The sequence below is a fragment of the Mesorhizobium sp. WSM1497 genome, from assembly GCF_001672455.2.
Classification (GTDB): domain Bacteria; phylum Pseudomonadota; class Alphaproteobacteria; order Rhizobiales; family Rhizobiaceae; genus Mesorhizobium; species Mesorhizobium ciceri.
In genome coordinates this window covers 2,583,304-2,610,205 of record NZ_CP021070.1, presented here as the reverse complement: position 1 = coordinate 2,610,205, position 26,902 = coordinate 2,583,304, and the positions used below count along the sequence as shown (strand labels likewise).

Genomic DNA, 26,902 nt, shown 5'->3' with positions numbered 1-26,902 from the left:
TGCAGGCCGCTTCAATTAGGTGACGGCACCCCGGTGACCCCTGCGCGTTCGGGCCTTGCCTGGCGCTTGAATTCGAGCCCGATATGGACGAGCAGCGCCGTGACCACAACCGCGCCGCCGATGATGGTGCGCCCCGACGGCACCTCGGAATGAATGAGCCAGACCCATATCGGGCCGAGGATCGGCTCGAACGTGCCGAGCAGCGCCGCGATGGCCGCCGGGATCAGTCGCGCGCCGGTGGCGAAGAAGGCCAGGCCGAGGCCGAGATTGACCACGCCGAAGGCAAACAGAAAGCCCATGTCACTGACAGATACGGCGAGGGTCGATGCCTGCGAGACGGCAAAGCCGGCCGCGAGCATGGTGCCGAGGCACGTCGCCGGCGTCATGCGCACGCCGGAGAACCGCCGGGTGATGACGGTGGCGACCGAAAACATGACCGCGATCAACAGCGCCAGCCCATCGCCCATGGGCGAGACGGCGCCATCGAGCGATTCCGACACCATGATGGCGACGCCGGTGATGACGGCGGCGATTGCCACCCAGGTCGCGACACCAACCCTTTCGCGAAACAATGCCCAGGCAAACAGCGCCGCCAGCAACGGCACGCCTGCCTGCATCAAAAGGATGTTAGCGACGGTGGTGTAGGCGAGCGCCACGACGAAGGCGGTCGATGCCGTGGCAAAGCAGATCCCGACGGCAAGGCCGGGCAACCCCATGTCACGGAACAGCTTCAGCATGCCACGCCAGCCGTCACGCCAAACCATGAAGCAGACCAGGAAGGCGGCTGCCCACACGGATCGCCAGAAAATGACCGTCCAGCTGTCACCGACAGTGATGAAGCGGGCGATGGCGCCGCCGAAACTCCACATCAGCGCCGAGAGGAAGACCAAAAGCATGCCGACGCGCTCCTCGCGCGGCGAGACGGCTGGCGATGCGACGATCGGCGATGCGGTATCGATCATGGCTGCCACTGTCGGGCTCTTGTGGACGGGACGATGCGCAAGGGACGACAAAAAGATGCTCTGTTGGCGTAACGCAAAGGCGCAGGCCGGAACTGAGCCAGCGGCCGCCGACAATTGTGGCACCTTGCTCCATTTCAGAAGAACACGGCGTCACTGAAAATCGAAAGCACTCAGGCCCGTCACCATCTCGTCGAGGCCGAGCGGGCGCGTCACCGGCGGTTCTGCCCGTGCCAGGCAGCCGACGCGTTCGCAAAGCCGGCAAGCAGGCCCGACCGGCGTCGCCGCGACGGTGCCGGCCTTTGCGGTGATTGCCGCACCGGGCAATGCCGCGCCATAGACGATGTCGTCACGAAAGCCGATGTCGCAACCGAGCAGCAGCGCGGTGCGGCGCGGGCGTTCCGAGAATGCGCCTTGCGGCCCTTCCAGCGTGCGGGCGATGCACAGGAACTCGGCGCCGTCGGGCATTTCCACTGCCTCGACGAAGACCTGGCCGGGCTGGGTGAAGGCGACATGCACGGGCAGCTTGGGACAGCCGCCGCCAAAGCGGCTTTGAGGAAAGCCCTGGCTGCCGGCCTTGCGGAAGCGGTTGCCGGCATTGTCGACCTCCAGCATGAAAAACGGCACGCCCGAGGCACCCTGCCGCTGCAGCATGGTCAGCCGGTTGGCCGCCTGTTCGAAGGAGACCCCGAAGCGCGAACGCAGGACATCGATGTCATAGCGGGCGCGCACGGCAGCCGCGTGAAAGGCCTGATAGGGCATCATCAGCGCATGCGCCGCATAACGGCCAAGTTCGAAGCGGGCCAGGCGGCGCGCCTCGTCGGTGCTCAGCTTGAGCGCCTGGATCTCGCCGGCGACCGCGACCGTCATGCGGATCAGGCAGGCCTCCATCGCGACTTCGCGCAACTGGTCGAACGGCGACAGGCGTTCGGACAGGAACAGGCGCTGCGAATGACGATCATAACGGCGGCGCCAGTTCGGCATGGTCGCGACCGGCAGCACCTTGACCACGATGCCACATTCGCGCTTCAGCCAGGCCTTCAGCGCGCCGAACAGATCGTCGCCGGGATCGAGCACCGAGGTGAACGCCGCGGCCTCCTCCTCGAGGGCAGCGAAATGGTTCGGCCGGCGCTCGAAAATCTCGTGCACCTCGTCGATCGGCAGGCGGGCGCCGGAAAGCGCCGTCGCCCGACCCTCGCGTGCCAGCAATTCGTTGAGGTCGGACAGGCGCTCGGCCTGCTCGCGATAGGCGCGGAACAGCTTTATCACGGCCGCGGACGCATTGGGCGCCGCCTCGGCAAGCTCGATCAGTTCCTGATCACCCGGCAACTCGCCGATCAGCAGGGGATCGGTGAACACTTCCTTCAACGCAGCGACAGATCCCCTCGCCTCGCCCTGCAGCTCGTGCGGATCGACCTTGTAGACGGAGGCCAGCCTGAGGATCAGCTGCACCGTCAGCGGCCGCTGGTTGCGCTCGATCAGATTGAGGTAGGACGGCGAAATGCCGAGACCCTCGGCCATCGCCGTCTGAGTCAGGCCCTTGGCGTTACGAATGCGGCGGATGCGCGGCCCGGCGAAGATCTTCTGGTCAGCCACGGACTGTCCTTTACAGCAATTTACACGAATTTCCTGGGCACGGGCCTTTTACAATAATGACAAATTTACAACGCACTTCTGTCAAACGCAACACAGGTTTTCTCTTATATCCTCTCAGTTTACCTGTTTTTTGTGGCTGATTTCACGCAAAAATGTAAATCCAGTCATACCCAAATACCCCCAAATGATTGACGCCTTGACACAGATCAGCAATTCCTCGGAGTGACCAATGACTGATTTTTACAACCTCGTCCCATCGGCGCCGGAAGGTCGCTTCGACGGTATCGAACGACCCTACTCGGCGGCGGATGTGAAGCGTCTGCGCGGTTCGGTGCAGATCCGTCAGAGCCTTGCCGAAATGGGCGCCAATCGGCTGTGGAAGCTCATCCACGAGGAGGACTTCGTCAACGCGCTCGGCGCCATGTCCGGCAATCAGGCGATGCAGCAGGTGCGCGCCGGGCTGAAAGCGATCTACCTGTCGGGCTGGCAGGTTGCCGCCGACGCCAACACGGCTGGCGCGATGTATCCGGATCAGTCGCTCTACCCGGCCAATGCGGCGCCTGAACTGGTCAAGCGCATCAACCGGACGCTGCAGCGCGCCGACCAGATCGAGACCTCCGAAGGCAATGGGCTTTCGGTCGAAACCTGGTTCGCGCCGATCGTTGCCGACGCCGAAGCCGGCTTCGGCGGGCCGCTCAACGCCTTCGAAATCATGAAAGCCTTCATCGAGGCGGGCGCCGCCGGCGTCCACTATGAGGACCAGTTGGCGTCGGAAAAGAAATGCGGCCATCTCGGCGGCAAGGTGCTGATCCCAACTGCGGCGCACATCCGCAACCTCAACGCCGCGCGCCTGGCGGCGGACGTGATGGGCACGCCGACCCTGGTCGTCGCGCGCACCGACGCGGAAGCCGCCAAGCTGCTCACCTCCGACATCGATGAGCGCGACCAGCCTTTCGTCGACCACGACGCCGGGCGCACGGTTGAGGGTTTCTATCATGTCAGGAACGGCATCGAGCCCTGCATTGCCCGCGCCATCGCCTATGCGCCTTACGCGGATCTGATCTGGTGCGAGACCTCGAAACCCGACCTGGCGCAGGCCAGGAAATTCGCCGAGGGCGTGCGCAAGCACCATCCCGACAAGCTGCTCGCCTACAATTGCTCGCCGTCGTTCAACTGGAAGAAGAACCTCGACGACGCGACGATTGCCAAGTTCCAGAAGGAGCTCGGCGCCATGGGCTACAAGTTCCAGTTCATCACGCTCGCCGGCTTCCACCAGCTCAACTACGGCATGTTCGAACTGGCGCGCGGCTACAAGGCGCGGCAGATGGCGGCCTATTCCGAGTTGCAGGAAGCGGAGTTCGCGGCCGAGGCCGATGGCTACACCGCGACCAAGCATCAGCGCGAGGTCGGCACCGGCTATTTCGACGCCGTGTCGATGGCGATCACCGGCGGCCAGTCGTCGACCACCGCCATGCATGAATCGACGGAGCACGCGCAGTTCAAACCGGCCGCCGAATAGCGAACAGAAAAACTCAGAGGAAACGCCCGACAGGGCTTGGGACACAAGGAGAAAACCAATGGCATCGATAAGCCGCGTCAAGGAACGCGCCGAGGAACAGTCGACAACGATGAGCGTCGACCAGCAGGCGACGATCCGCATGCTGGCCAACGACCTGCACCGCCTCAACCAGTCGGTTATGAAGGCGGTCGAGGCGGGCGTCTCGGTGGAACTCGTGCGCTCGGCACGACATCACGGCGGCGACGGCAACTGGGGCGATCTGCTGATCCCGGTGATCGTCACGCAGCAGAGCCACGGCTGACTGAAATTCATGCAACCGACCCTTCACCTGCGCAGCCCCTGCGCAGGTGAATTTTCTTTTTATGAAATGCACGTGTGGACAGTCGAGTACAGTAGCGTTGCTTGAAATTCACTGTCCCGGCGATGATTTCGGGCACTTTTATTTCAACTTGACATAGGCTGCGATCTCACGCCAATTGCGCTCCGGATTCAACTCTGCATTGAAATAGGGGCGAGCTTCTTGGCTGACTTGTGTGCCCAGTGAATCGCGAAGGCGAGACTCCAAGACATCCGAATCTGGTGACCCGCGGCTCAACCGCCGAGGCGATCCGTGATCCGTCGCAGGTGCTTGTCGTCGGCAGGTCGCCAATCAATCGCGTGGTGATTTCGAAGATCGTCGAGCGATCCGGGCTCAAGCCGATTTCGGAATCTCCCGACACGGCGGCAAGGATCTTGCGGTCGCTCATTCCCGGCGCGGTTGTCCTTGACGGCGGCGCCGACAACAAGGACTGCGACAATCTGATGTCCAGCATCGACGCGTTGCGCCGCGCCTCGGGCAAATCGCTGCCACCGGTAATCCTGCTGTCAACCAAGAATGGCACCACGGAAAGCCTGGGCCTGTCTGGTGTCATCGATGTGGTCATCGCCAAGCCGATCACGCCCGAACGGTTGCAACCGGTGATCGATCGCCTGATCGGCCGCTGAGGCAATTGCGGGAAAGTGTGTAGCGGTTTTTCCGTCCGGAATCGAAACCAGGTAAGGCCGGGCGACCACGGATCGCCCGGCGATCAGGGATCGATGATGCTTTCGATCAGTCCGGGCAGTTGTCCGAGATCGGATATCTGGCGGAACCTCGATTCGGTTACCGGCGCTTCGACATGCTCCAGCACCCAGGTCAGTTCATGCGGCACATGAACACCCCAGCCCCCGGCCTCGATGGCCGGCACCACATCCGACTTCAGCGAGTTGCCGACCATCATGCTTTTCGCCGGACCATCGCCGTGGCGCTTGAAGAGCCTGCTATAGGTGGCGGCATTCTTGTCGCTGACGATCTCGACCGCGTCGAACAGATCGCCCAGGCCTGAGCCAGCCAGCTTGCGCTCCTGGTCGAAGAGGTCGCCCTTGGTGATCAGCACGAGGCGGAATGCGCCGGCAAGCTTTTCGACCGTCTCGCGGGCGTGCGGCAAGGCCTCGATCGGATGGCTCAGCATCTCGCGGCCGGCATCGAGAATCTCCGCTATGACCGAGCCCGGCACGCGGCCTTGCGTGACCTCGATCGCCGTCTCGATCATCGACAGGGTAAATCCCTTGATGCCGAAGCCATAGACGGCGAGGTTGCGCCTTTCGGCCTCCAGCAATCGTGCCGAGATGTGCTCCGCTTCGCCATGGTCGACGAGCATGGCGGCAAAGCGCTTTTCCGTCAGCCGGAAGAACTGCTCGTTCTGCCACAACGTGTCGTCGGCGTCGAAGCCGATCGTCGTCAGTTTGTCATTGCGCCGCATTGAACGCCTCGATTGGAATTGGGCCGGCCGAAACTAAGCCGATTGGCGTGATTTTCAACCGCACCGGGCAATGCCCGACGCGGCTCCCCTTCCCTTCCATAGGAGGGCACGGCTATACTCCACAATCCGCAACCCAATCTGGTGAATGATGCCGCCTGCAAAAAAGGAAGTCCGTCCGTCGAGCCGCGGAGGACGCGCCCGCACGCCTGCCTTCGTGAAAAACCAACGAGGCGTCAAGAACTGGAAGGAAGTCAGCGCCTGGCTGGAATGGCGCGGCATCGAGGACATCGAGTGCATCACGCCCGATCAGGCAGGCGTCGCGCGTGGCAAGATGATGCCATCGAAGAAATTCACCTCCAACACCTCGCTGGCGCTGCCGTCGGCAGTCTTCATGACGACGATATCCGGCGGCTACCCCGAGGATGGCAACGGCTTCCACTACCCCGAAGACGACGGCGACCTCAAACTGATGCCCGACCTGTCGACGCTGACGGTGGTGCCCTGGGAAGAAGACCCGACGGCAGCGGTCATCTGCGACCTCGTCCACCAGGACGGACGCTCGGTCGAGTTCACGCCGCGCAACGTGTTGAAGCGTGTGGTGGCCGCCTATGACAAGCTCGGCCTGAAGCCTGTGGTGGCGCCCGAGATCGAGTTCTACCTGGTGCGCAAGAATCCCGACCCGGACTATCCGCTGACCCCGCCGGTTGGCCGGTCGGGACGCGCGATCGGCGGCGGCGCCGGCTATTCGATCGCCGGCGTCAACGAATTCGACGAACTGATCGACGACATCTACCATTTCTCCGAAAGCCAGGGCCTGGAGATCGATACGCTGATCCACGAGGAAGGTGCCGGCCAGTTGGAGATCAATCTGCGCCATGGCGACCCGATCGAACTGGCCGACCAGGTGTTCATGTTCAAGCGCACCATTCGCGAGGCGGCGCTGAAGCACGAGATCTACGCCACCTTCATGGCCAAGCCGATCCAGGGGCAACCCGGCTCCGCCATGCACATCCATCAGTCGATCATCGACAAGAAGACCGGACAGAACATCTTTTCGGCCGCTGACGGCTCGGAAACCGACGATTTTTTCCACTTTATCGGCGGCATGCAGAAGCATGTGCCGAACGCGCTGGTGATGTTCGCGCCCTATGTCAATTCCTACCGCCGGCTGACACAGGCGGCGTCGGCGCCGGTCAACAACAAATGGGGCTATGACAACCGCACCACGGCGTTTCGCGTGCCACGCTCGGATCCGGCGGCACGGCGCGTCGAAAACCGCATCCCGTCCTCCGATGCCAACCCCTATCTGGCGCTGGCGGCATCGCTTGCCTGCGGGCTGATCGGCATCACCAACAAGATCAAGGCCGAGCCCCCGGTCCTGACCACGGCCAATGCCGACGAGATCGACCTGCCGCGCGGCCTGCTCGAAGCCGTCGACCTGTTCGAGGGCGACGAGGAACTCTGCGCGCATCTGGGCAAGTCGTTCGCCGCGACCTATGCGGCGATCAAGCGCGCGGAATTCGAGACCTTCATGGAAGTGATCAGTCCGTGGGAGCGGGAGTATTTGTTGCTGAATGTGTAGGGGAGTGGGGGAGTGGGGGAGTAGGGCAGTAGGGCAGTAGGGCAGTAGGGCAGTAGGGCAGTAGGGCAGTAGGGCAGTAGGGCAGTAGGGCAGTAGGGCAAGGATGACGGCCAAGATTGAATCGTACAGGGATTTAATTGTCTGGCAGCAAGCTATGGATCTGGCGGTATCGATCTACGAAACAACCAGAGCTTGGCCAAGGGATGAGCTCTACGGCCTGACGACTCAGGTACGCCGTGCAGCCACCTCCGTTCCCGCCAACATTGCCGAAGGTTACGGGCGAGAAAGCCGAGCTTCCTATCAGCAATTTCTCAGGATCGCCCAGGGATCACTCAAGGAACTGGAGACCCATCTGCTGATCGCGCAACGCGTCGGAATCGCCTCGCACGAGACGATCGAATCATTGATGGCCCGCAGTGAGAGCGTCGGAACGCTCTTGCGGCTTCTGATCCGTAAATTGTCCCCAGAATAGTCCCCACCTACTGCCCTACTGCCCTACTGCCCTACTGCCCTACTGCCCTACTGCCCTACTGCCCTACTCCCCTACTCCCCTACTCCCCTACTCCCCTACTCCCCTACTCCCTGCGAGCATCATGCCCTACCAATCCCCGATCTCCCCCGGCCGTTCCTGGTATGAGGACACGGCCGGCCCGCGGCCTGAATACCCGGCGCTGGATGGCGACCGGACATGCGACGTCGTTGTCATCGGCGGCGGCTTTACCGGCCTGTCGGCGGCAGCGCATCTGGCCAGGGCGGGCGCCAATGTCGTTTTGATCGAGGCGTATCGCTTCGGTGATGGCGCCTCCGGGCGCAATGGTGGCCAACTTGGCACCGGCCAGCGCGCCTGGGCCGAGGACCTGGAAGCCGAGTACGGCTTGTCCCGCGCCAAGGCTCTGTTTGATCTTGCCGAAGAGGCGAAGGCGCATCTCCTCGAATTCACTGCCGCCAACCAGATCGATATCGACTATATGCCGGGCCAGCTCTCGGTGGCGCACAAGCCGCGCTATGTCGATGACTACAAGGCGCATGCCGAGATCATGGCGAGCCGTTTTTCCTACCCGCATATCTCGTTCATGGATGCCAGGGAGACGGCGGAGCGGCTGGGCTCGACCGCCTATTTCGGCGGCACGCGCGACACCGGCACAGGGCACATCCATCCGATGAAGCTGGTGATCGGCACGGCGCGGGTGGCAGCGCTTGCAGGCGCGCAGCTGTTCGAGGGGACTCAATCAACCGGCATCATGTCCAGTGGCGGCAAGGTCAAGGTTTCGACACCGAGAGGTACGGTGACGGCGCAGAAATGCCTGATCGCGGTCAACGCCTATGGCGGCACGCTCGAGCCGGTGAGTGCCGCGCACGTCATGCCGATCGGTTCCTTCATCGGCGCGACGGTGCCTCTGGGAGCGGACTCGAACGTTTTGCCGGGCGGCGAGGCGGTCGACGATTCCCGCTTCGTCGTGCGCTATTTCCGCAGGTCGAAGGACGGACGGCTGCTGTTTGGCGGACGCGAGGTCTATGGCGTCAACGATCCCCGGGATATCCACATCCACATCCGCCGCCAGATCGCGGAACTCTATCCGGCGCTCGGGGATGTCGAGATCACGCATGGCTGGGGCGGCTATGTCGGCATCACGGTGCCAAGAAAGCCTTTCGTGCGCGAAGTGATGCCCAATGTGATCTCGGCCGGCGGCTATTCCGGCCACGGTGTCATGCTGTCGAACTACTTCGGCAAACTCTATGCCGAAACCGTTGCCGGCAACCGCGACCGGCTGAAGCTGATCGAGGATCTGAAAATCCCGCCTTTCCCTGGCGGCCGGCGTTTCCGTACGCCGCTGCTGTTCCTGGCGCTCAACTGGTTTGCGCTGCGCGACAGGATCTAGCCGGCCGGCCTGATGTAATATTGTAATATTTGTTGTAACATTTGTTGCCCGTGCGACGCATTGCGCAATTTCCCGCAAAGGCGCAGAATCCCCTATGTTGGCGTACTGATGCCACAATCGCAGGCGAAAGCTGCCGGTTCTGGGCGATTGTTCGGGGATTGTTGCGGGCCTGCCCGCGTTGTTTTTGGGACCGATGCGGATCAGACGCCGGACTTCCGGCACCGATCGAAAGAACGTCGGCCCGCTTATGGAGGTGGCAAGAGTGAGAGAGCCCTTCAGTTTCGGTACGCCGGAACGTCGGCGCTTTGCCATGCAGTTCGGATACGACATGCGGCCTTCCTTCTGGCAGGAAGTCCGCTCGAACTCGCATCTGGTGATCGCCGCGATCGGCACCGCCGCGCTGCTTGGGGTCGCCGCCGTGGCGCTGTGGCTGGCGCTGCCGGCCAGCGACAGGCAAGCGGCAGCGAGCCCCGAACAGACCATTCCAACGGTTCCGGTGAAGACGACGAAAATAACCCCGGTTGGGGCCGCGGTCGCTGCGGCAGCCGTACCGCAGGCGCGCAAGTCCGACGCAATTCCAACAACTGTGGCGGCCGCGCAAGACAACATTCCCGCACTCGCCGCCAATGACCCGCGCTGGACCGGTTCCCAGCTGAAGGCCGCATCCGCGTCCGATTCGACTGCTCCCAGCCAGGTGGCGGACAAGGCACCCGACAAGCAAACGGCGGCATTCGCGCAGCCGGCAGCCGATACCGATGCCGCCACCGAACTTGCCAAGGTAGCCGCGCCCGGCGCAACCGCGGGCAACCATCCCGACGGCGCACAAACCGCCGCCATTCCCGAGGTGCAACCGCAAGTGCCGGCTCAAGAGCCAGCGGCAGAAGGTGATGACAGCCAGGCCAAGGCGAAGCCAAGGAAAGCCGCAGCCGCCGGAACAGGACGCATCCTGAGGGCCGTGACCATGCGAAGCGGCCCGAAGAAAAATGCCGCCGCCATCGGTACGGTGCCAGCCAAAACCTCGGTGCAGGTGATGAGCTGCAAGAAATGGTGCCAGATCACCTACAACGGCAAGACCGGCTGGATCTACAAGAGCTACATCAAGACCGGCGCCTGACGCCCGCCGCTCAACGACAGGTCCGTCTCCCTTTCCGATGCATGCCGTCGCTCCAAGATCGCTGTGCGCTTTTGGACGACATGCACCAGGCGTTCAGATGCAGCGGCCGCCGTCGACCTCCAGCGCCACGCCGGTGATGAAGGCGGCTTCGTCCGAAGCCAGCCAGAGTGCGGCGTTGGCGATGTCTAGCGGTGTCGAAAGCCGGCCGAGCGGGATCGATGCGCGGAACTTCTCGCGGATCTCGGGTGTGTCGGCGCCCATGAATTTCTCCAGCATGCCGGTCTCGCCGGCAACCGGGCAGAGGCAGTTGACGCGGATGTTCTTCGGCGCCAGTTCCACCGCCATCGATTTGGTGGCGGTGATCGCCCAGCCTTTCGACGCATTGTACCAGGTGAGGCCGGGGCGCGGCCGCAGACCCGCGGTGGAGGCCGTGGTCAGGATGACGCCGCCGCCCTGCCGCTCCATGATCGGCACCACGGCGAGTGCCGCGTGATAGATCGCCTTCATGTTGACGGCGGTTATCAGGTCGAAGGTCTCCTCGTCGACATTGAGCATGTCGCCGTTGCGATGGGTGTAGCCGGCATTGTTGACCATGATGTCGATGCGGCCGAATGCGCTTTTGGCGGCATAGATCATCTCGTCGAATTCGGAGCGCAGCGAGACATCGGTCTGGGTCCAGATCGCCGCGTCGCCGATCCCGCCGGCGACGCGCTCAGCGCCCCTGGCGTTGAGATCGGCGACAACGACCCTGGCACCCTCCTGCGCAAAGCGCCTGGCGATGCCCTCGCCAAAACCGGACGCAGCACCGGTGATGACGGCAACCTTGTTTTCCAGACGCATGTTTTTCCCGCTCATGATTGATGACGATCAACCGGCGCGCCGATAGCGCACATCCGCGCGAACCCGTGGCTTCTGGCCGGATTGCTCGAAAGATGTGCGGCCATCGCCGATTTCTCCTTTGGCTTTCGCGTCGATCCCGCTCTATGCTGCAAGTGCGAAGGCTTCCGGTGCCGCGCCTGTCGACAAGCCTCCGGGTCATCGGACTGTCAAGGGGCAGGCGCATGCACCCAGATGTGACACCATGGCACTGGAAAATTTAAATCGATTAGATTATATCAGCCGCGTCACAGCGACCGGCGTCAGAGCGGACAGACCATGACCAGCCAGATCATCCCCGTCGATCCTTTCGACTTCATCATTTTCGGCGGCACCGGCGATCTGTCGGAGCGCAAGCTTCTGCCGTCGCTCTATTATCGCCAGCGCGACCATCAGTTTTCCGAGCCGACACGCATCATCGGCACCTCGCGCTCGAAGATGAGCGACGAAGAATTCCAGGCCTTCGCCAAGCAGGCGATCTCGGACCACGTCAAACCGGCCGACATCGACGCCAAGGAACTGAAGACTTTCCTGGCGCGGCTGTCCTACGTCTCCGCTGATGCGACGAGCGGCGCCGGCTTCGACAAGCTCAAGAAGGCGATCGGCGACAGCGACCGCATCCGCGCCTTCTACCTGGCGGTGGCGCCGGCGCTGTTCGGCGACATCTCGCACAAGCTGAAAGAGCACAATCTGATCACGCCGAACTCGCGCATCGTGCTGGAAAAGCCGATCGGCCGCGATCTCGATTCGGCACGCAAGCTCAACGACCTGGTCGGCGACGACTTCCACGAAAGCCAGATCTTCCGCATCGACCATTATCTCGGCAAGGAGACGGTGCAGAACCTGATGGCGCTGCGCTTTGCCAACGCGCTCTACGAACCGTTGTGGAATTCAGCCCATATCGACCATGTCCAGATCACCGTGGCCGAGACCGTCGGCCTGGAGGACCGCGTCACCTATTACGACAAGGCCGGCGCGCTGCGCGACATGGTGCAGAACCATATGCTGCAGCTCTTGTGCCTCGTCGCCATGGAAGCGCCGTCGTCGATGGATGCCGACGCCGTTCGCGACGAAAAGCTGAAGGTGCTGCGGGCACTGAAGCGCATCAACGGCAATGAAGCGCCGAAGCACACCGTGCGCGGGCAGTATCGCGCCGGGGCTTCGGCCGGCGGACCGGTGAAAGGCTATGTCGAGGAACTCGGCAAGGACAGCAACACCGAGACCTTCGTCGCCATCAAGGCCGAGATCGGCAATTGGCGCTGGTCGGGCGTTCCGTTCTATCTGCGTACCGGCAAACGGCTGGCGACGCGGGTTTCGGAAATCGTCATCGAATTCAAGCCGATCCCGCATTCGATCTTCGGCGACAGCGCCGGACCGATCTTCGCCAACCAGCTTGTCATCCGGCTGCAGCCGGACGAAGGCGTCAAGCAGTTCATCATGATCAAGGATCCGGGCCCGGGCGGCATGCGGCTGCGCCAGATTTCGCTCGACATGAGTTTCGCGCAGTCCTTCGACGGCCGCGCACCGGACGCCTATGAGCGGCTGATCATGGACGTCATCCGTGGCAACCAGACCCTGTTCATGCGCCGTGACGAAGTCGAGGCGGCGTGGAAATGGATCGACCCGATCCAGAATGCCTGGGAAAGTGCCAGGCAGGAGGCGCAGGGCTACACGGCGGGCACCTGGGGCCCATCGGCCTCGATAGCGCTGATCGAACGTGACGGGCGGACATGGCACGAGAGCAATTGAACAGCGCCGCCTACAGCTGGAACGGCTTCACCGGGCGCCAGGAACTGGCGGCAGCCCTGGCCGGCCATGTTGCAGGCAGACTGACCAAGGCGATCGCCGAGCGCGGCACGGGGTTGCTCGCCGTCTCCGGCGGCACCACGCCGGCAAAATTCTTCGCCGCCCTTTCAGCGATACCCATCGCCTGGGACAAGGTGATCGTGACGCTGGTCGACGAGCGTTTCGTGCCGGCCTCCTCGCCACGCTCCAATGCCGGGCTGGTGGCCGCCAATCTGTTGCAGAACGCGGCCAAGGCGGCTCGTTTCGTGCCGCTCTATCACGAAGCCACCAGCATCGAGGATGCGGCCTCGTCCGACGATGCAGCGCTCCGGTCCTTGCCCTGGCCGCTCGATGTCGTCGTGCTCGGCATGGGGCCGGACGGCCACACCGCCTCGTTCTTTCCCGATGCCGCCGACCTGGCAACGCTGCTCGACCCGTCTTCCGACAGGATCGTGCTGCCGGTTCATGCGGCAAGTGCGGGCGAGCCGCGGCTGACCCTGTCGCTGGCCCGCATCGTCGAAGCCGGCTTCATCGCGCTGCACATCGAGGGTGAGGACAAGCGTATCGCCTTCGACGGCGCGGTGGCGCCCGGGCCGCGAAAGCCAATCCGCGCCGTGCTCGACGCAGCGCAAAAGCCCGTAGAGGTTTTCTGGGCACCCTGATTCTCGATTTACACCGGTCCCGGCAAACGGCGGGAGGATGTTTCCGGGACCTCGCCTGAAAGGACCGACACCATGACCGCCAGACGCGACATCGAAGCCATTACCGAACGCATCCGCCAGCGCTCTAAGCCCGGCCGCGAGCGTTATCTCGGCCGCATCGCCGAGGCGTCGAACCGCACCGCCAACCGGGCCGTTTTGTCGTGCGGCAATCTCGCTCACGGCTTTGCGGTGTGCAGCCCCTCGGAAAAGCTCGCGCTGGGCGCCGACAAGGTGCCGAACCTCGGCATCATCACCTCCTATAACGACATGCTGTCGGCGCATCAGCCGTTCGAGAGCTTCCCCGCGCTGATCAAGGATGCAGCCCGCGAAGCCGGCGGCATCGCCCAGGTGGCAGGCGGCGTGCCGGCGATGTGCGACGGCGTCACCCAGGGCCAGCCCGGCATGGAGCTGTCGCTGTTTTCGCGCGATGTCATCGCCATGGCCGCCGCGATCGGCCTGTCGCACAACATGTTCGACGCCGCCGTCTATCTCGGCGTCTGTGACAAGATCGTGCCGGGGCTGGTGATCGCCGCCCTCACCTTCGGCCATCTGCCGGCGGTGTTCATTCCGGCCGGACCGATGACATCAGGCCTGCCCAATGACGAAAAGGCCAAGGTCCGCCAGCTCTACGCCGAGGGCAAGGCCGGACGCGCCGAACTGCTGGAGGCCGAGTCCAAATCTTACCATGGACCGGGCACCTGCACCTTCTACGGCACGGCGAATTCCAACCAGATGCTGATGGAGATCATGGGCCTGCACACGCCGGGCGCGTCCTTCGTCAATCCAGGCACGCCGCTGCGCGAGGCTTTGACCCGCGAGGCGACCAAGCGGGCGCTGGCGATTACTGCGCTTGGCAACGCCTATACGCCCGTCGGGCGGATGATCGACGAGCGCTCGATCGTCAACGGCGTCGTCGGCCTGCATGCCACCGGCGGCTCGACCAATCACACCATCCACCTGATCGCCATGGCGGCGGCGGCCGGCATCGCCATCACATGGCAGGATATTTCCGACCTGTCGGAAGCGGTGCCGCTGCTGGCGCGGGTCTATCCGAACGGCCTCGCCGACGTGAACCATTTCCACGCCGCCGGCGGGCTCGGCTTCCTGATCCGCGAACTGCTCGACGAAGGCATCCTGCATGAGGATGTGCAGACGGTGTGGGGCGAAGGCCTGCGGCCCTATGCGGTCGAGGCAAAGCTCGGCGCCGACGGAGGCGTGGTGCGCGAAGCCTCGCCGCGGACAAGCGGCGACGAAAAGGTGCTGGCGCCTTTCAACAAGGCGTTCCAGGCGACCGGCGGCCTGAAGGTGCTGTCAGGCAATCTCGGCCACGCCGTCATCAAGACTTCCGCGGTGAAGCCGGAGCGGCGTATCATCGAGGCGCCGGCCAGGGTCTTCGACAGCCAGCAAGGGCTGAACGATGCGTTCAAGGCAGGCACGCTGACCGGCGATTTCATCGCCGTCATCCGCTTCCAGGGGCCGAAGGCCAACGGCATGCCGGAACTGCACAAGCTGACCACCGTGCTCGGCATCCTGCAGGATCGCGGCCAGCGCGTGGCGCTGGTCACCGACGGGCGCATGTCGGGCGCCTCCGGCAAGGTGCCGGCGGCGATCCATGTCACACCGGAAGCGGTCGAGGAGGGTCCTATCGCCAGGATCCACGAAGGCGACATCATCCGGCTCGACGCCGATGCCGGCACGCTGGAAGTGCTGGTGCCGGCCGGCGATTTCGCGCTGCGCCGGACGGCGGATGCCGATCTCATCGGCAACGAGTTCGGGTTCGGCCGCGAGCTGTTTGCCGGCTTCCGGCAATTGGTCGGCCGCGCCGATCATGGCGCCAGCGCCTTCGGCACGGCCTGACGGCAGTTCTGCGCAACCCATGAAAAGGGGCGGCACTTGGCCGCCCTCTTGCGGTTGTGCATACGATTCTATTGCACGGTTAGCTCGGCTCGCTCGCCGGCCTTGACCGTCACGTTGCCTTCTTTCGAACTGTTGTCGGATTTCTCCGAGACGACGGCATAGTCGCCCGCCGGGATCGCTGCCTGGTACTTCTGGTCGAATGCATAGCCAAGCGACTTGCGGTTGCCGTTGATGTCCTTTTTGGCCTCGAAAATCTCGATCTTCGAGGCTCCCGGCGCGGTGATCGCCAGCACGCCGGCATTCATTGCGATTTTCAGATCCTGAAATTCGCCGACCTTGACGGTGAACGGCTGCTCGACAACGGCGAGATCAACCGTCGCAATCAAGACATAGTCATCGGCCGGCAGATCGAATTTGCTGTCGGGTCCGTAGGCATAGGTCACCTCGTCCCTGGTTCCATCGATCTTCTTTTTTGCCTTGAGCACCTTGAAGCCGATGCCTGAACCGTCCGCCTTGTCGCCGCCGGCAGCATAATAAGCATTGGCAACGACATGGCCGACACCGACAATCATGTCCTTTTCCACGGTCTTGCCGGCAGCCAGCGGAATCGTTTCGGTAGCCACGCCCTGGCCGATCGTGACCGTCACTTTCTCGTCGCCGGCCGGCAACACGGCTTTCGTGGTCCCATAGAAGGTGGCGGGCATGTCAGCACCCGGATAATCGATGACGATAGCCGCGCCATCGACGACATCTGCCCCCTCGCTCGGTCGCGGATGGATGATGAGCGTGCCGGCATTCAAGTTGAAGAGAGGCTCGTAGACTTGGCCCGCCTCGATCCTGACTTTCTGCTCGGTCTTGGCCTGGCCGTCGCTGGCCACGACGATATAGTCGCCCGGTTCCAGATTGGCCTTGTAGGCGCCGTATTCGGTACTGACGTAGTCGCCGCGCGTGCCGTCGGGTTTCGCCTTGTAGATCTCCCAGGCATTGCCGTCAGTGACGGGATCGCCGCCCTCGGCAAGCACCGCTATCGGCAGGAAATTGAAGTCCGGTTTGGCCGGCTCGGGCGCGGGTGCCGGCGCAGGTGCCGGAGCCGGTTCAGGAGCAGGTGCCGGCGCCGCCACGGTCTCGGCAAGCGCCTCCTGCAGCGCCTTCTCGTCGGAGGCCTGGATGTATTTGCCGCCGGTGTTGTCGGCGAGGCAGGCGATCTGCTTGCCCTCGTCGGCCGTCAGGCCGAAGCCGACGACATCGGCGGTGAAGTCGACGCCGGATGCCTCGAGCTCCTTGCCAAGCGCGCAGGGGTCGCCGCCGCATGTTTCGAGCCCGTCGGTGATGAGCACGACCGTCGCCTTGTCCTCGGTGTATCTCAGCGCCTCGGCCGCCTGTTTGACCGCCGCCGTCAGCGGCGTCTTGCCGAGGAATTTCAGGCTGTCGGCGGCGGCCGAAATGGCGCTGCCCGAACCTGCCTGCGGCGGCACGATCAGTTGGATGTCGTCGCAGCTGCCCTTTTCACGGTGGCCATAGGCCATGAAGCCGATCTCGTCGTCGGTGGGGACCGATTGAAGCACGGTTCGAAGCGACTCGCGGGCGATTTCGAGCTTGGGCTTACCGTCGATCTGCGCCCACATCGAGCCGGACGCATCGAGAATGATGATGACCTTGTTTGCGGCGAAGCCGAACGTCGTCATCGACAAAAGGAGGATCGCCGCAGCGACGCCCCGTGCAAGTCCCGCCATCGAAATCTCCTAAATCCGCCGCTGATCCGGGCGGCAAGCTATTTGACGCGGCGCCGGGACACAAGTCCGGGCGCCCGGTGCGCAGGGCTGCGGACCCAGCTTAACAAAAGTCCTGACGGCGGCCAGTTCGGCGGGGTCGGCAGCCTTTTCCCCGGCAATAGGAATTTTTTCTTGACACCATGACCTCAGCTAAGGTACATATTTGGCTATGGTGCTGATTTGCGCCGGTGACCCGCCGCAATAGGCGGGTTTTTCGTTTGATGCACCCGTCAACCTACGCGCGGCGAAGGCTCCGAAAGAACCCATTAACCCGAATTCATAGCCCTGGCCCGATGCGCGGGGCCGAATGCCGAACTCTCAACGAAAACGAAAACCAGCTTAGTAAGTCGTGCGGCGTTCTTCCGAAGGCGGCCTGCCGAATTGCAGCCGATAGCTCTGGGCGAAGTAGGAATGCGAGGTGAAGCCCGTCGCGATCGCCACGTCGAGGATCGGCATGTTGGTCTGGCGCAGCAGTTCGCGCGCCCGCTCCAGCCGCAGCCGCATGTAATAGCGGCCGGGCGTGACGCTGAGATGGCGCAGGAACAGGCGCTCGACCTGGCGCACCGAAAGGCCGGCGGATTTGGCCAGCTGTACCGCCGAAAGCGGCTCGTCGAGGTGGTCGGCCATCAGTTCGACGATGCGCCTGAGCTTCTCCGACTTGCCGGTCAGGTCGCGTTCGGGTCCGACGCGCTGACGGTCGCCGGCCGAGCGGATGCGTTCGTGCTGGAACTGGTTGGCGACGCCATTGGCGAGGTTCGAGCCGAAATCGCCGCGCACGATCTCCAGCATCAGGTCGATCGAAGTGGTGCCGCCGGCACAGGTGTAGCGCTTGCGATCGATCTCGAAGACGTTGCCAGTGCAGTTGATGTCGGGGAATCGCTCGACGAAGCCGGCACGGTTTTCCCAATGGATGGTGCAGCGATAGCCTTCGAGCTGGCCGGCCTCGGCCAGCAGGTAGGACCCGACCGACAGGGCACCCAGCGCATTGCCGCGCCGGCCCCAGCTTCGCAAAGCCGCCAGCACCTTGCTCTTGCCGGGGAATTCGGTCGTCAGCCCGACCGAGACGAAAAGGATATCGACCGGCGGCAGGTCGGCAACGGCGTAGTCGATCTTGAGCGGCAGGCCATTGGAAGCCATCACCGGATCGCCATCGGCCGACACCGTGGTCCAACCGTAGAAGTCGCGGCCAAGCAACCGGTTCGCCGACCGGAACGTATCGATCGCGGCAGCCAGCGAGAACATGGAGAACTTGTCTACCAGCAGGAATGCGAACTGCCGGCCGCCTTGAACGGGGTCAGTCATGACCGGCCGTTCTGAGGGAACACTGGGGTTCGGCAAAGCTGCAGCTTTCTGGCGGGTCAGAAGGACGGCCGTTTCAATCCGGCCGCAAGGTAGGCGGAGGCTAACGTATTGGCCATCAGCATGGCAATGGTCATGGGGCCGACACCGCCGGGCACCGGTGTGATGGCGCTGGCGGCCCTGGCCGCTTCGGCATAGGCGACATCGCCGACGAGGCGGGACTTGCCCTCGCCCTTTTCCGGCGCCGGGATGCGGTTGATGCCGACATCGATGACGGTGGCGCCTGGCTTCACCCAATCACCCCTGATCATCTCCGGCCTGCCGACGGCCGCGACAAGGATATCGGCGGTGCGGGCCAAGGCCGGCAGATCCCTGGTGCGGCTGTGGGCGATGGTGACGGTGCAGTTGGCGGCAAGCAGCAGGTTGGCCATCGGCTTGCCGACGATGTTGGAGCGGCCGACGACGACGGCGTTGAGGCCGGACAGGTCCTTGCCGCGCACCCGCTCGATCAGAAGCATCGAGCCGGCCGGCGTGCAAGGCACGAACGCTGTTTCGAGTTCACCGGTGCCGAGCTTGCCGACATTGATGAAGTGGAAGCCGTCGACATCCTTTTCCGGCGCGATGGACTGGATGATCTTGCCGGCGTCAATGTGGGCCGGCAGAGGAAGCTGCACGAGGATGCCATTGATGGCCGGATCGGCGTTGAGGTCGCCGATGATCTTCAGCAATGCCTCTTCGGAGGTTTCGGCCGGCAGCGTATGCTGGACGGAATGAAAGCCGCATTCCTTGGCGGTGCGCGACTTGGACGCGACATAGACCTGACTGGCCGGATCCTCGCCGACGATGACCACGGCAAGACCGGGCTTGGCCTTGCCCTTGGCGACAAGTTCAGCCGTCAGGGTCTTGACCGTCCCCACAACGTCCCCGGCAACGCTCTTGCCATCAATCACTTCAGCCATGGACCACCCTCAACACCAGAATGCCCAAGCGCGTCGCTTCCGGAAGCGACGCGCTTTTCGATCTTTCACAGCGTGGCATCTTCACGAAAAATCCAACATGCAATCCCGCCAAAGCGCCGTCCCATGCCGTTTACGCGAAACCGGCATGTTTTTGTACGGCACCGCGCAGATTTTTGTGGCTCAGAAGTAGCGGCGGCGCGTGCGGCTCTCGGTCAGTTCGCGAACCGCTTCGCGGAATTCGCGCAGGCTGGCGCGGATTTCCTCGATTGGCGCTTGCTGCTCGGCATCCTCCACGGCCTGCGACGGCTCCGCCGAGCGCTGATGAGGCTGAGGCGCCTGCTGCTGCGCGACGGGCGGCTGTGGATAGGACTCGGAAGCGGGCTGAGCCGGATCGGGCTGCTGCCCGGCATTGGCGGCCGGCATCGATTGCGGATAGGGATAGCCCGGCTGCTGCGCGTAGCCCAATGGCTGCGCGTAGGGATAGAGCTGCGGCCCGGAATATGGCCGCTGCGTCATCATGGGAGGCGGCAGTGGCGGCTGCGCCGTCTGCTGCGGATGGCCGCCGGGCTGGAAAGGTGGTGCCGGGTATGCTGTCGCGACCGCCTGCCGGGGCTCGAAGGCCGGCGCCGGCCGGGGATAGGCGCGGTATTGCGGATCCTGCGTTGGCTCCCCGTTTTCGGCAGAGGCCCATTCGACGGTATCGAACGGCTCCTCCCGGGATGGCCTGCGGGAGACGGACTTCTGCAGCCTCGACAGCAAGGCACCGATCCGGCCGGGACTTTCTGCCGGCGAGGCCTCGGCTTGCTGGACAGGCGGTGGCACGGCCGGCGGTGGTGATGCAGGCGGGGGTGTCGATGGCTGCGGCGCTGGTGGTAATGGCGGCGCCGGCGGCGGCGCTGCCCGATATGCCTTGTCTTCGTAAGGCGTCCGGCGTTCGTCCGTGCCATGGTCGCGACGCGAGCGCGAATTGGCGGTGTCACGCAGGCTCTCATAGGCGCCACGCATGGCTCCGAGGCCAATGCCGGAGGCGAAACCTAGCAACAGGCCGGCAAGCGCGACCACGACCCGCGACGGCCCGTTCGGCTCGAGCGGCGCGAAGGCCTTCGAGATCACATTGATGTTGGCTGTGTTGATGTCCTTCTGCTCGCCGGTCTCCTTGGCGCGCAGCAGGTACTGTTCGTAGACGGAACGCTTGGCGGTCGCCTCGCGCTCCAGTTCGCGCATCGACACGAGGTCGCTGTTGACGTCGCCGCTGCGGACCTTCAGCTGCGCCAGGCGAGAGGCAAGATCCTGTTCGAGTTGGACGGCGCGCTTGAGGTCGACCTGCAGCGACGAGCCGATGCGGCGCAGCTCCGAGGCGATGCGGTCGCGTGCGCCGGCAATCTGGGCATTGATCGCCTGGAGTTCGGGGTGACGCGGGCCGAGCCGGATGGCGGCGCGGTCAGCTTCCTGCTTGAGCGAAGCATATTGCGAACGCAGATCGCTCATCGTGTTGGAGTTGATCTCCTCCGGCAAGGTGCCGGTGAGAACCGAATTGACGTCGACCGAACGCGCCGAGGCCGCCCGGGCGTTGAGTTCCAGGGTCCGGGCGCGCGCGACCGACAGCTGCTCGTTGAGTTTCAGCATCTCATCGTCGCTGATGAGATGGCCCTGCGCGTCAACGAGATCGTGCGTGGCCCTGAAATCCTCGACCTTGCGCTCGGCTGCCTCGACGCCCTTGCGCAACTCGTCGAGCCTGGCCGTCAGTTCGTCGGTGGCGCGGCCTGCGGTGTCCGACTGTATCTGGCCGAAAGTCTGCAGGAAGACATCCGTCATCGTGTTGGCGATGAGGGCCGATTTCTCGCCATTCTGCGTGGTGGCGCTGACGGTGATGACGAAGGTCTTGCCGCCGCGCTCGACCGAAAGGCTCTCAGCCAGGTTGCCGACAGCAAGCGCGCGGCGACGGCTGTCGTCGACACCCCCCGGCCCATCATTGCGGGACAGGATGGAGCGAATGAGCGACATGACGCTGAGGCCGCCGCCGCCTTGCCCATTGAATTCCGGGTCGTTGACCAGATTGAGCTTGTCGACGACCTTGTTGAGAACAGTGCCTGATGTCAGCACCCGAACCTGGTTCTCGACGATGGCCAGCGTGGCGTCGGAAGCGACGACCGACTGGGTGAGATCGCGGTCGGTGAGCTTCAGGTCGCGCGGGTCGACGATCAGTTCGGTGGTGGCCTCATATTTCTTCGGCGTCGACAGCGCAATGGTGATGCCGAGCGCGGCGCCCAGCAGTGTCGTCGTCACGATCAGCAGCTTCGACTTGCCGACACCGCGCACCACCTGCATCGGATCGATCAGCGGCTTCCACTGCTGGCTGTCCGTGCCGTCGTTTCGGGATAACGACGCGTCGCCTGCAGCGTAAGGTTCCGATGTATGATCGGCGCGACGTGCGCCAGCGGTTTCGGCGGCACCGGGCTGTGTCCGTGGCGTGGTTTGCGCGCGGTACGATGTTGAAGCTTGCTCATGATCCCCGTCGGTTGCGACCGGATCCCCCGACAGTTTCGGGTTGCGCGCCTCGCGCTGCGAGCGGGCGAGGCGATGACGCGTGGCGGCATCCTCGCGCCATGACGGGTCTGCCCGGTCGCCGATCGAGACCAGCGACGCGTCGGGTTCGTCGCCACGCACAGCCTGGCCCAGCGCCAGCAATGAGCGCTCGCGCTTCCAGTCTTCGCGGTTTTCCCTGTCGACCATCGTCTGGAACTTTACCCTTGGCGACCTGCGAACGGAGATTGGCCATTCGTTAAGCCACGCTAAACAGGCATGGAAAACAAAAGGTTAATTTTCCCGCGCCGAAGCGTCGGTTTCTCGTTTCGGTTGCATCTATTTTCGACACAAGCCCAGCCGCCAGAACGGCACGTTAAGTTTTCCGGCCTAGGCTCTCCTTGAGACATGACGCAGGCCAGTGACATACCGCAAAGGCGGCCCCTCGCCCGGATCGGCAGCTTTTTGGCCGAACGACGGGGGCTGCTTCGCGACTATTTCTCAGCGATCAGCGGTGCCGGTGGGCGACTGGTGTTTTCGCTGGCCTATTTCATCGCGCTGGCCAACACGCTGTCGATATCCGAATTCGGCATGTTCGCCACGGCGTCGGCGGCCGGCGTCATGCTGTCGCGCATCCTCGCTTTCGGGTTCATCTCGGCGCTTTACCGCACCGCCACCATCCGTCCCAATCTGATCGGCACCTTTTCCGCCGGCTTCCTGCTGCTCGGCGTGCTGTCGCTGCCGCTGCTGGCCGCGGCCTCGTTCGGCGTCTATCTGCTTTTCTTTGCCGACACCGTGCCGCTGTCGGTGTTTGCGGCAATCGTCTTTGCCGAAGCGCTGTTGTGGCGGCCGGTGGAGGTGGCGCTGATCGTCAACAACGGCCTGGGCAAGTTCGGCCGCGCCGCGCTGCTGGCCATCCTGGCGACCGCGCTGCGGGCGCTCGGCGCGGTGCTGTTCATGTTCTCAGCGCAACACAGCGTCTGGATATGGTCCTGGTTCTATATCGGCGCCAATGCCGCCTCGCTGCTGATCGCCTTCGGCTTCTTCTACCCGCGCCAGAGGCTGCGGCTGCGCGTCGAGCTTTATCTCAGGCGATTGGCCGATTCCATCTATGTGGCCGGCGCCGAAGTGCTGTTCTACCTGCAGATGGAGTTCGACAAGCTGCTCGTGCTGGCGATCGGCGGCCCGCATCTGGCCGGCATCTACGCCATCATCATGCGGCTGGTCGACCTGACGGCGATTCCGATCCGCACCTTCTCGATGATGCTGGTGCAGCGCATGATGCGCGCGCCGGAACTGTTGTCGCGTCTGGCGGTCAAGAGCGGCATCGAAGGCGGTGTGTTCGCGGTTTCGACGCTGGCGCTGCTGACACTTGGCATCGTGCTGCATTTCTTCCCCAATGCACTCGGCAAGAATGTCGCCGAGGCTGCCCCGCTGGTGGTGCTGGCAATCTGCGTGCCGGGATTGCGCAATCTTGTCGAATACCAGGCCGAGCTTTTGTTCGCACGCGGCCAAACGCTGGTGCGGGCGCTCAATCTCGGCCTGCTCGCCGGATTGAAGGCGCTGTTGCTGACTTATGTGCTGACGACCATCCTCGACACGCCGAAGCTGGTGCTGTCGCTCAATGTCGTCTTCCTGCTTCTGTATCTCGCCTCGACGCTGCTCACCTATTCGGCGATGCGCAAGCCGGCAAAGCCCGTATAGGGCTTTCTCATTTGTGCATGACTTCTGGACAAACGGAAATCGTTTGTCCGAGAAAACCGGTTTCCGCTTTTCGGGATGATCTAATCCAACCCAATCAGACGGCGGATGCGGCCGATATCGGTGCCGATGAAGGATTGCATGCCGATCGCCACCTGCTCCGGCGCCATGGCGGCAACGAAGCGGCGGAACTCGTCATCCGAAAGCGCTTCGCCGGTCCAGTGCACGCGGCAGAACTCTTCGGAACCGTGGAAGTGGCCGGCTCCGTCCAGCAGATCGTCGACATAGCGGCCGTAGATCATGCATTCGGAGAATTTGCGTGCCGAGCCGACGACCTCGACCCAGTTGCGACCATGGACCCTTTCGATCGCACCGCACATCGCCAGCACGGTGTCGCGCCGCCACGCGATCAGCGTCGAGATGTAGTCATGGTTCGACGTCCGGGACGGGTCGATGCCGAGTGCCGAGCCGGCGTTGCGCGACCAGATGCGATGCTCCTCATGACCTTCGTCCGCCAGCACACCGTCGCGGCGGAACAGGCGCACCTTGCCGTCGCGCCAGAAGGCGCCGCAGTCAAAAGGTTTCAGGAAGGCAACATCGGAATCGCAGAAGATGAGCACGTCTTGAGATGCATGCGCTGATATGGCGATGCGGCGCAACTGCTGCACATGCCAGCCGCGCAGCGGCTGGGTCTTCAGGCTGAGCCAGACGCGCCGGCGAAACAGGCTGAGCGGGTCGTCGAAGGCGTGCAGCCAGCGCGGCAGCAATTCCCGCTCGTCGACCACCGTGCGGCGGCCGGTCTCCAATTGGCGAAACAGACTGACATCGCGATGCTCGACCAGGATGTAATGGTGCGCCGCGCCAGAAACGTGGCGATCAAGTGTCTCGCACAGCAGGCGACAGCGCTCGAAATCGGGCGCATAGCTTGCCGTCACGATGGCCGCCGTCGGTGTCTGCCGGAGCGGGCTTGGCTCGACAGCGGCACCTGGCACGAACCTGCTGTTCATTTGGTATCTCCCGCGGCTTCGGGCGCAAGCGAGAATTTCTGCCTGACGACGCGCAGCAGGAACAGCGGGTTGCCGACCACATAGCGGCGCCACAGGCGGCCCGGCTCGACAGCCAACCGGAACAGCCATTCGAGCCGCAGCCGGCGCATCCACAAGGGCGCGCGGGGCACCGCGCCGCTCAGGAAATCAAGCAACGCGCCGACGGCGATCGGCAGCGTGCAATGGCGCGCGTCGATATGGCGTTCGATCCACAATTCCTGGCGCGGCACGCCCATGGCCACGAGCAGCACGTCGGGCCGAAGCGCGGCAATCCGGTCGACGATTTCCTGCTCCTGCGAAGGGGGGAAATAGCCGTCATGGATCACCACGAACCGGTGCTGCACGGCCAGTGCCGCCAGCTTGACCGACGCCGCTTCGGCGTTGACGCGCGTCGCGCCGAGCAGCCCGACGGTCAGCGGCGTCGTCGAGGCCTGCAGGAAGGCCGGGACGAAATCGGTACCATTGAGATTGTCGGGAAACGGCGCCCCGTAGAGGAGCCTCGCCGCCAGATCGATGCCGATGCCGTCGGGCAGGATGAGGAAATCATCGAGTGCTTCGGCGAACACCGGGTCGGTATAGGCGATGTTGGCGTTGTGGGCGTTGAGGAAACTGACCTTGGTGAAGCGCCGCTCGGCAATCAACCGGTTCAGCAGGGCGATGGCATCGTTCCAGCGGACCGCAACCACCGGGATGCCAAGGATCGTCTTCAGCGTGTCGAGCCCGAAAGCGGCGCGGGCGGAATGCATGTTCATGCAAACGCCTCCTGCCTGAGAGGGGCGAGCTTTTCGAAGCCGAGCCGGATGGCAGCGTCGAGCGCCTTGACCTGCGAGCCCCGGAACGCGCTGCCGTCAACGTCGCGGATGTCGGCCGCCGCAGCCTCGAGCGCCCTGGCGAAGGCAACGGGATCGTCGGTGACGACGCAATTGGCCGGACGGTGGTCGATGCCGCGCAGCGAACGGCTGGTGGCGACCGAAGGCAGGCCGAGCTCGAAGGTTTCGATGGTCTTCAATTGGACGCCGCTGCCGGCGGTGCTGATCAGCGGGATGACGGCAGCACCGCGCACGAAAGCTTGCGCGTCGGGCACGCGGCCGACAAATTCGACACCCGGGTGCTTCGACGCGACGCCCGAAGGCATGTGGCCCGCAATGCGGATGCGGAAATCGGGCCGCAGATGCGGCACGACCTTGCCCAGGAACCAGTCGAGGCCGATGCGGTTCGGCTGCCAGGTCCAGGTGCCGATCAGGGCGGCGTCGCAATCGGTGCGGCGCGGGCTTTTCAGGGTTGGCGCCTGGGCACCGGTCACCAGCGGCAGCACCGCCGAGCGGTTGTCGGAGGCGACACCGAGTGCGGCGCGGTCTTCCTCGGCCAGGGTGAAGACGAAGCGCGCCCGGCGGCAGAGACGCTCTTCGACGGTCTTGAGCAGCCTCGCCTCGCGGCGAAACAGCAGGCGCTGGAAGAGACCGTCGGCGGCAGCGGCATTCTCCCGCGCCGAAAGATGCTCGACATTGTGGGCAACGAAGATCGAAGGCCGCTCAGCGAACAGCTTTTCGAAGGCGCCAGCGAACTGCACGGAATTCAAGACATAGCCGTCAAACGGTCCGGCACGCTCAATGGCAGCGAGAACATCGCTGTCGGACACGGCGCGCAGCTTGACCGACGCGAAGGTGAGGCCCGAAAGCAGCGCCTTGCCGACCCAGGCCAGCTTTTGCCGCGCGGAGGCATTTTCCGTGCGCACGTCGATCGCACCCAGCACCACGGTGTTTTCGGGGTCGTCCGCGGGTTTTCCCGGCCAGGTAAAGCCGATGACGGTGACGCGCGCGCCAGCGCGCCGCAAGGCAGCGATGATCGCAGCGTTGGCGATCTCGTAGCCCGAGGCGAGAGCGCCGTCGGGCACGATCGATGTGGCGAACAGCAGATGCATCTTACCTATCCAGTGGTGTAGCCGGTAGCAA

At 63.7% G+C, this 26,902-nt stretch carries 22 protein-coding genes; 11 read left to right on the top strand and 11 right to left on the bottom strand.

Going from position 1 to position 26,902, the window contains the following annotated elements; translation table 11 throughout:
• Positions 1–11: 11 nt before the first annotated feature.
• Together A9K65_RS12670 and A9K65_RS12665 are read right to left on the bottom strand one after the other, a co-directional pair.
• The gene (locus A9K65_RS12670; protein ID WP_064994599.1) at positions 12–962 is read right to left on the bottom strand and encodes a DMT family transporter; all 951 of its coding nucleotides are present in this window, start codon (positions 960–962) and stop codon (positions 12–14) included.
• A gap of 150 nt (positions 963–1,112) precedes the next feature.
• Positions 1,113–2,555 (bottom strand): XRE family transcriptional regulator, encoded by a 1,443-nt coding sequence (locus A9K65_RS12665; protein ID WP_064994598.1) that lies wholly within the window; start codon positions 2,553–2,555, stop codon positions 1,113–1,115.
• Positions 2,556–2,784: 229 nt separating this feature from the next.
• On the opposite strand from A9K65_RS12665, the gene aceA reads away from it, so the two are divergent.
• The 3 genes from aceA to A9K65_RS12650 all read left to right on the top strand — a co-directional run bounded on the left by aceA (position 2,785) and on the right by A9K65_RS12650 (position 5,058).
• A complete protein-coding gene (gene aceA, locus A9K65_RS12660; RefSeq protein WP_063170072.1) occupies positions 2,785–4,074 on the top strand; it encodes an isocitrate lyase in 1,290 nt (429 codons plus the stop codon).
• Between the two features lie 58 nt (positions 4,075–4,132).
• On the top strand, positions 4,133–4,375 hold the full coding sequence (locus A9K65_RS12655) for a hypothetical protein (RefSeq protein ID WP_006202762.1): 243 nt from the start codon (positions 4,133–4,135) through the stop codon (positions 4,373–4,375).
• Between the two features lie 278 nt (positions 4,376–4,653).
• Positions 4,654–5,058, top strand: a complete 405-nt coding sequence (locus tag A9K65_RS12650) for a response regulator (protein WP_244506851.1) — start codon at positions 4,654–4,656, stop codon at positions 5,056–5,058.
• 83 nt (positions 5,059–5,141) lie between these two features.
• Here A9K65_RS12650 and A9K65_RS12645 read toward each other — a convergent pair whose 3' ends face one another.
• Positions 5,142–5,855: an HAD family hydrolase gene (locus A9K65_RS12645; protein ID WP_013530243.1), complete on the bottom strand. Its 714-nt coding sequence runs from the start codon at positions 5,853–5,855 to the stop codon at positions 5,142–5,144.
• 145 nt (positions 5,856–6,000) lie between these two features.
• On the opposite strand from A9K65_RS12645, the gene A9K65_RS12640 reads away from it, so the two are divergent.
• The 4 genes from A9K65_RS12640 (at position 6,001) to A9K65_RS12625 (ending at position 10,431) form a co-directional block, all read left to right on the top strand.
• Positions 6,001–7,437 carry a glutamine synthetase family protein gene (locus tag A9K65_RS12640; protein ID WP_027035719.1) on the top strand — a complete coding sequence of 479 codons (1,437 nt, stop codon included), beginning with the start codon at positions 6,001–6,003 and terminating at the stop codon, positions 7,435–7,437.
• Between the two features lie 103 nt (positions 7,438–7,540).
• Positions 7,541–7,909: a four helix bundle protein gene (locus A9K65_RS12635; RefSeq protein ID WP_064994597.1), complete on the top strand. Its 369-nt coding sequence runs from the start codon at positions 7,541–7,543 to the stop codon at positions 7,907–7,909.
• Positions 7,910–8,030: 121 nt separating this feature from the next.
• Positions 8,031–9,317, top strand: coding sequence for an FAD-binding oxidoreductase (locus A9K65_RS12630; protein WP_064994596.1), 1,287 nt, complete (start codon positions 8,031–8,033; stop codon positions 9,315–9,317).
• Between the two features lie 262 nt (positions 9,318–9,579).
• Entirely contained in the window at positions 9,580–10,431 is an 852-nt protein-coding gene (locus A9K65_RS12625; protein WP_027162286.1) for an SH3 domain-containing protein, read from the top strand.
• Positions 10,432–10,524: 93 nt separating this feature from the next.
• Here the strand turns inward: A9K65_RS12625 and A9K65_RS12620 are convergent, their stop codons facing one another.
• Positions 10,525–11,271 (bottom strand): SDR family oxidoreductase, encoded by a 747-nt coding sequence (locus A9K65_RS12620; protein ID WP_064994784.1) that lies wholly within the window; start codon positions 11,269–11,271, stop codon positions 10,525–10,527.
• A 315-nt stretch (positions 11,272–11,586) separates the two neighbouring features.
• On the opposite strand from A9K65_RS12620, the gene zwf reads away from it, so the two are divergent.
• The 3 genes from zwf to edd all read left to right on the top strand — a co-directional run bounded on the left by zwf (position 11,587) and on the right by edd (position 15,650).
• A complete protein-coding gene (gene zwf / locus A9K65_RS12615; protein ID WP_013530236.1) occupies positions 11,587–13,056 on the top strand; it encodes a glucose-6-phosphate dehydrogenase in 1,470 nt (489 codons plus the stop codon).
• Positions 13,038–13,754: a 6-phosphogluconolactonase gene (gene pgl / locus A9K65_RS12610; RefSeq protein WP_013530235.1), complete on the top strand. Its 717-nt coding sequence runs from the start codon at positions 13,038–13,040 to the stop codon at positions 13,752–13,754. The genes zwf and pgl overlap by 19 nt, the downstream gene beginning before the upstream one ends.
• 72 nt (positions 13,755–13,826) lie before the next feature.
• Positions 13,827–15,650 (top strand): phosphogluconate dehydratase, encoded by a 1,824-nt coding sequence (gene edd / locus A9K65_RS12605; RefSeq protein WP_064994595.1) that lies wholly within the window; start codon positions 13,827–13,829, stop codon positions 15,648–15,650.
• A 68-nt stretch (positions 15,651–15,718) separates the two neighbouring features.
• Here edd and A9K65_RS12600 read toward each other — a convergent pair whose 3' ends face one another.
• The 4 genes from A9K65_RS12600 to A9K65_RS12585 all read right to left on the bottom strand — a co-directional run bounded on the left by A9K65_RS12600 (position 15,719) and on the right by A9K65_RS12585 (position 22,413).
• Positions 15,719–17,383, bottom strand: coding sequence for a VWA domain-containing protein (locus A9K65_RS12600; protein ID WP_064994594.1), 1,665 nt, complete (start codon positions 17,381–17,383; stop codon positions 15,719–15,721).
• Positions 17,384–17,761: 378 nt separating this feature from the next.
• Positions 17,762–18,724, bottom strand: coding sequence for a GlxA family transcriptional regulator (locus A9K65_RS12595; protein WP_013530232.1), 963 nt, complete (start codon positions 18,722–18,724; stop codon positions 17,762–17,764).
• Positions 18,725–18,780: 56 nt separating this feature from the next.
• Positions 18,781–19,680, bottom strand: a complete 900-nt coding sequence (gene folD / locus A9K65_RS12590) for a bifunctional methylenetetrahydrofolate dehydrogenase/methenyltetrahydrofolate cyclohydrolase FolD (RefSeq protein WP_064994593.1) — start codon at positions 19,678–19,680, stop codon at positions 18,781–18,783.
• Between the two features lie 180 nt (positions 19,681–19,860).
• A complete protein-coding gene (locus tag A9K65_RS12585) occupies positions 19,861–22,413 on the bottom strand; it encodes a GumC family protein (protein ID WP_064994592.1) in 2,553 nt (850 codons plus the stop codon).
• Between the two features lie 198 nt (positions 22,414–22,611).
• Between A9K65_RS12585 and A9K65_RS12580 the strand changes: the two genes are divergently transcribed.
• The gene (locus tag A9K65_RS12580) at positions 22,612–23,907 is read left to right on the top strand and encodes a lipopolysaccharide biosynthesis protein (protein ID WP_013530229.1); all 1,296 of its coding nucleotides are present in this window, start codon (positions 22,612–22,614) and stop codon (positions 23,905–23,907) included.
• Between the two features lie 80 nt (positions 23,908–23,987).
• On the opposite strand, the gene A9K65_RS12575 is transcribed toward A9K65_RS12580, so the two are convergent.
• From A9K65_RS12575 to A9K65_RS12565, 3 genes are read right to left on the bottom strand one after another with little or no spacing between them, the layout of a single operon-like run.
• Entirely contained in the window at positions 23,988–24,911 is a 924-nt protein-coding gene (locus A9K65_RS12575) for a DUF6492 family protein (RefSeq protein ID WP_064994591.1), read from the bottom strand.
• On the bottom strand, positions 24,908–25,702 hold the full coding sequence (locus tag A9K65_RS12570; RefSeq protein WP_063170060.1) for a WecB/TagA/CpsF family glycosyltransferase: 795 nt from the start codon (positions 25,700–25,702) through the stop codon (positions 24,908–24,910). The genes A9K65_RS12575 and A9K65_RS12570 overlap by 4 nt, the downstream gene beginning before the upstream one ends.
• Positions 25,699–26,871 carry a glycosyltransferase family 4 protein gene (locus A9K65_RS12565; protein WP_064994590.1) on the bottom strand — a complete coding sequence of 391 codons (1,173 nt, stop codon included), beginning with the start codon at positions 26,869–26,871 and terminating at the stop codon, positions 25,699–25,701. The genes A9K65_RS12570 and A9K65_RS12565 overlap by 4 nt, the downstream gene beginning before the upstream one ends.
• Positions 26,872–26,902: the final 31 nt, after the last annotated feature.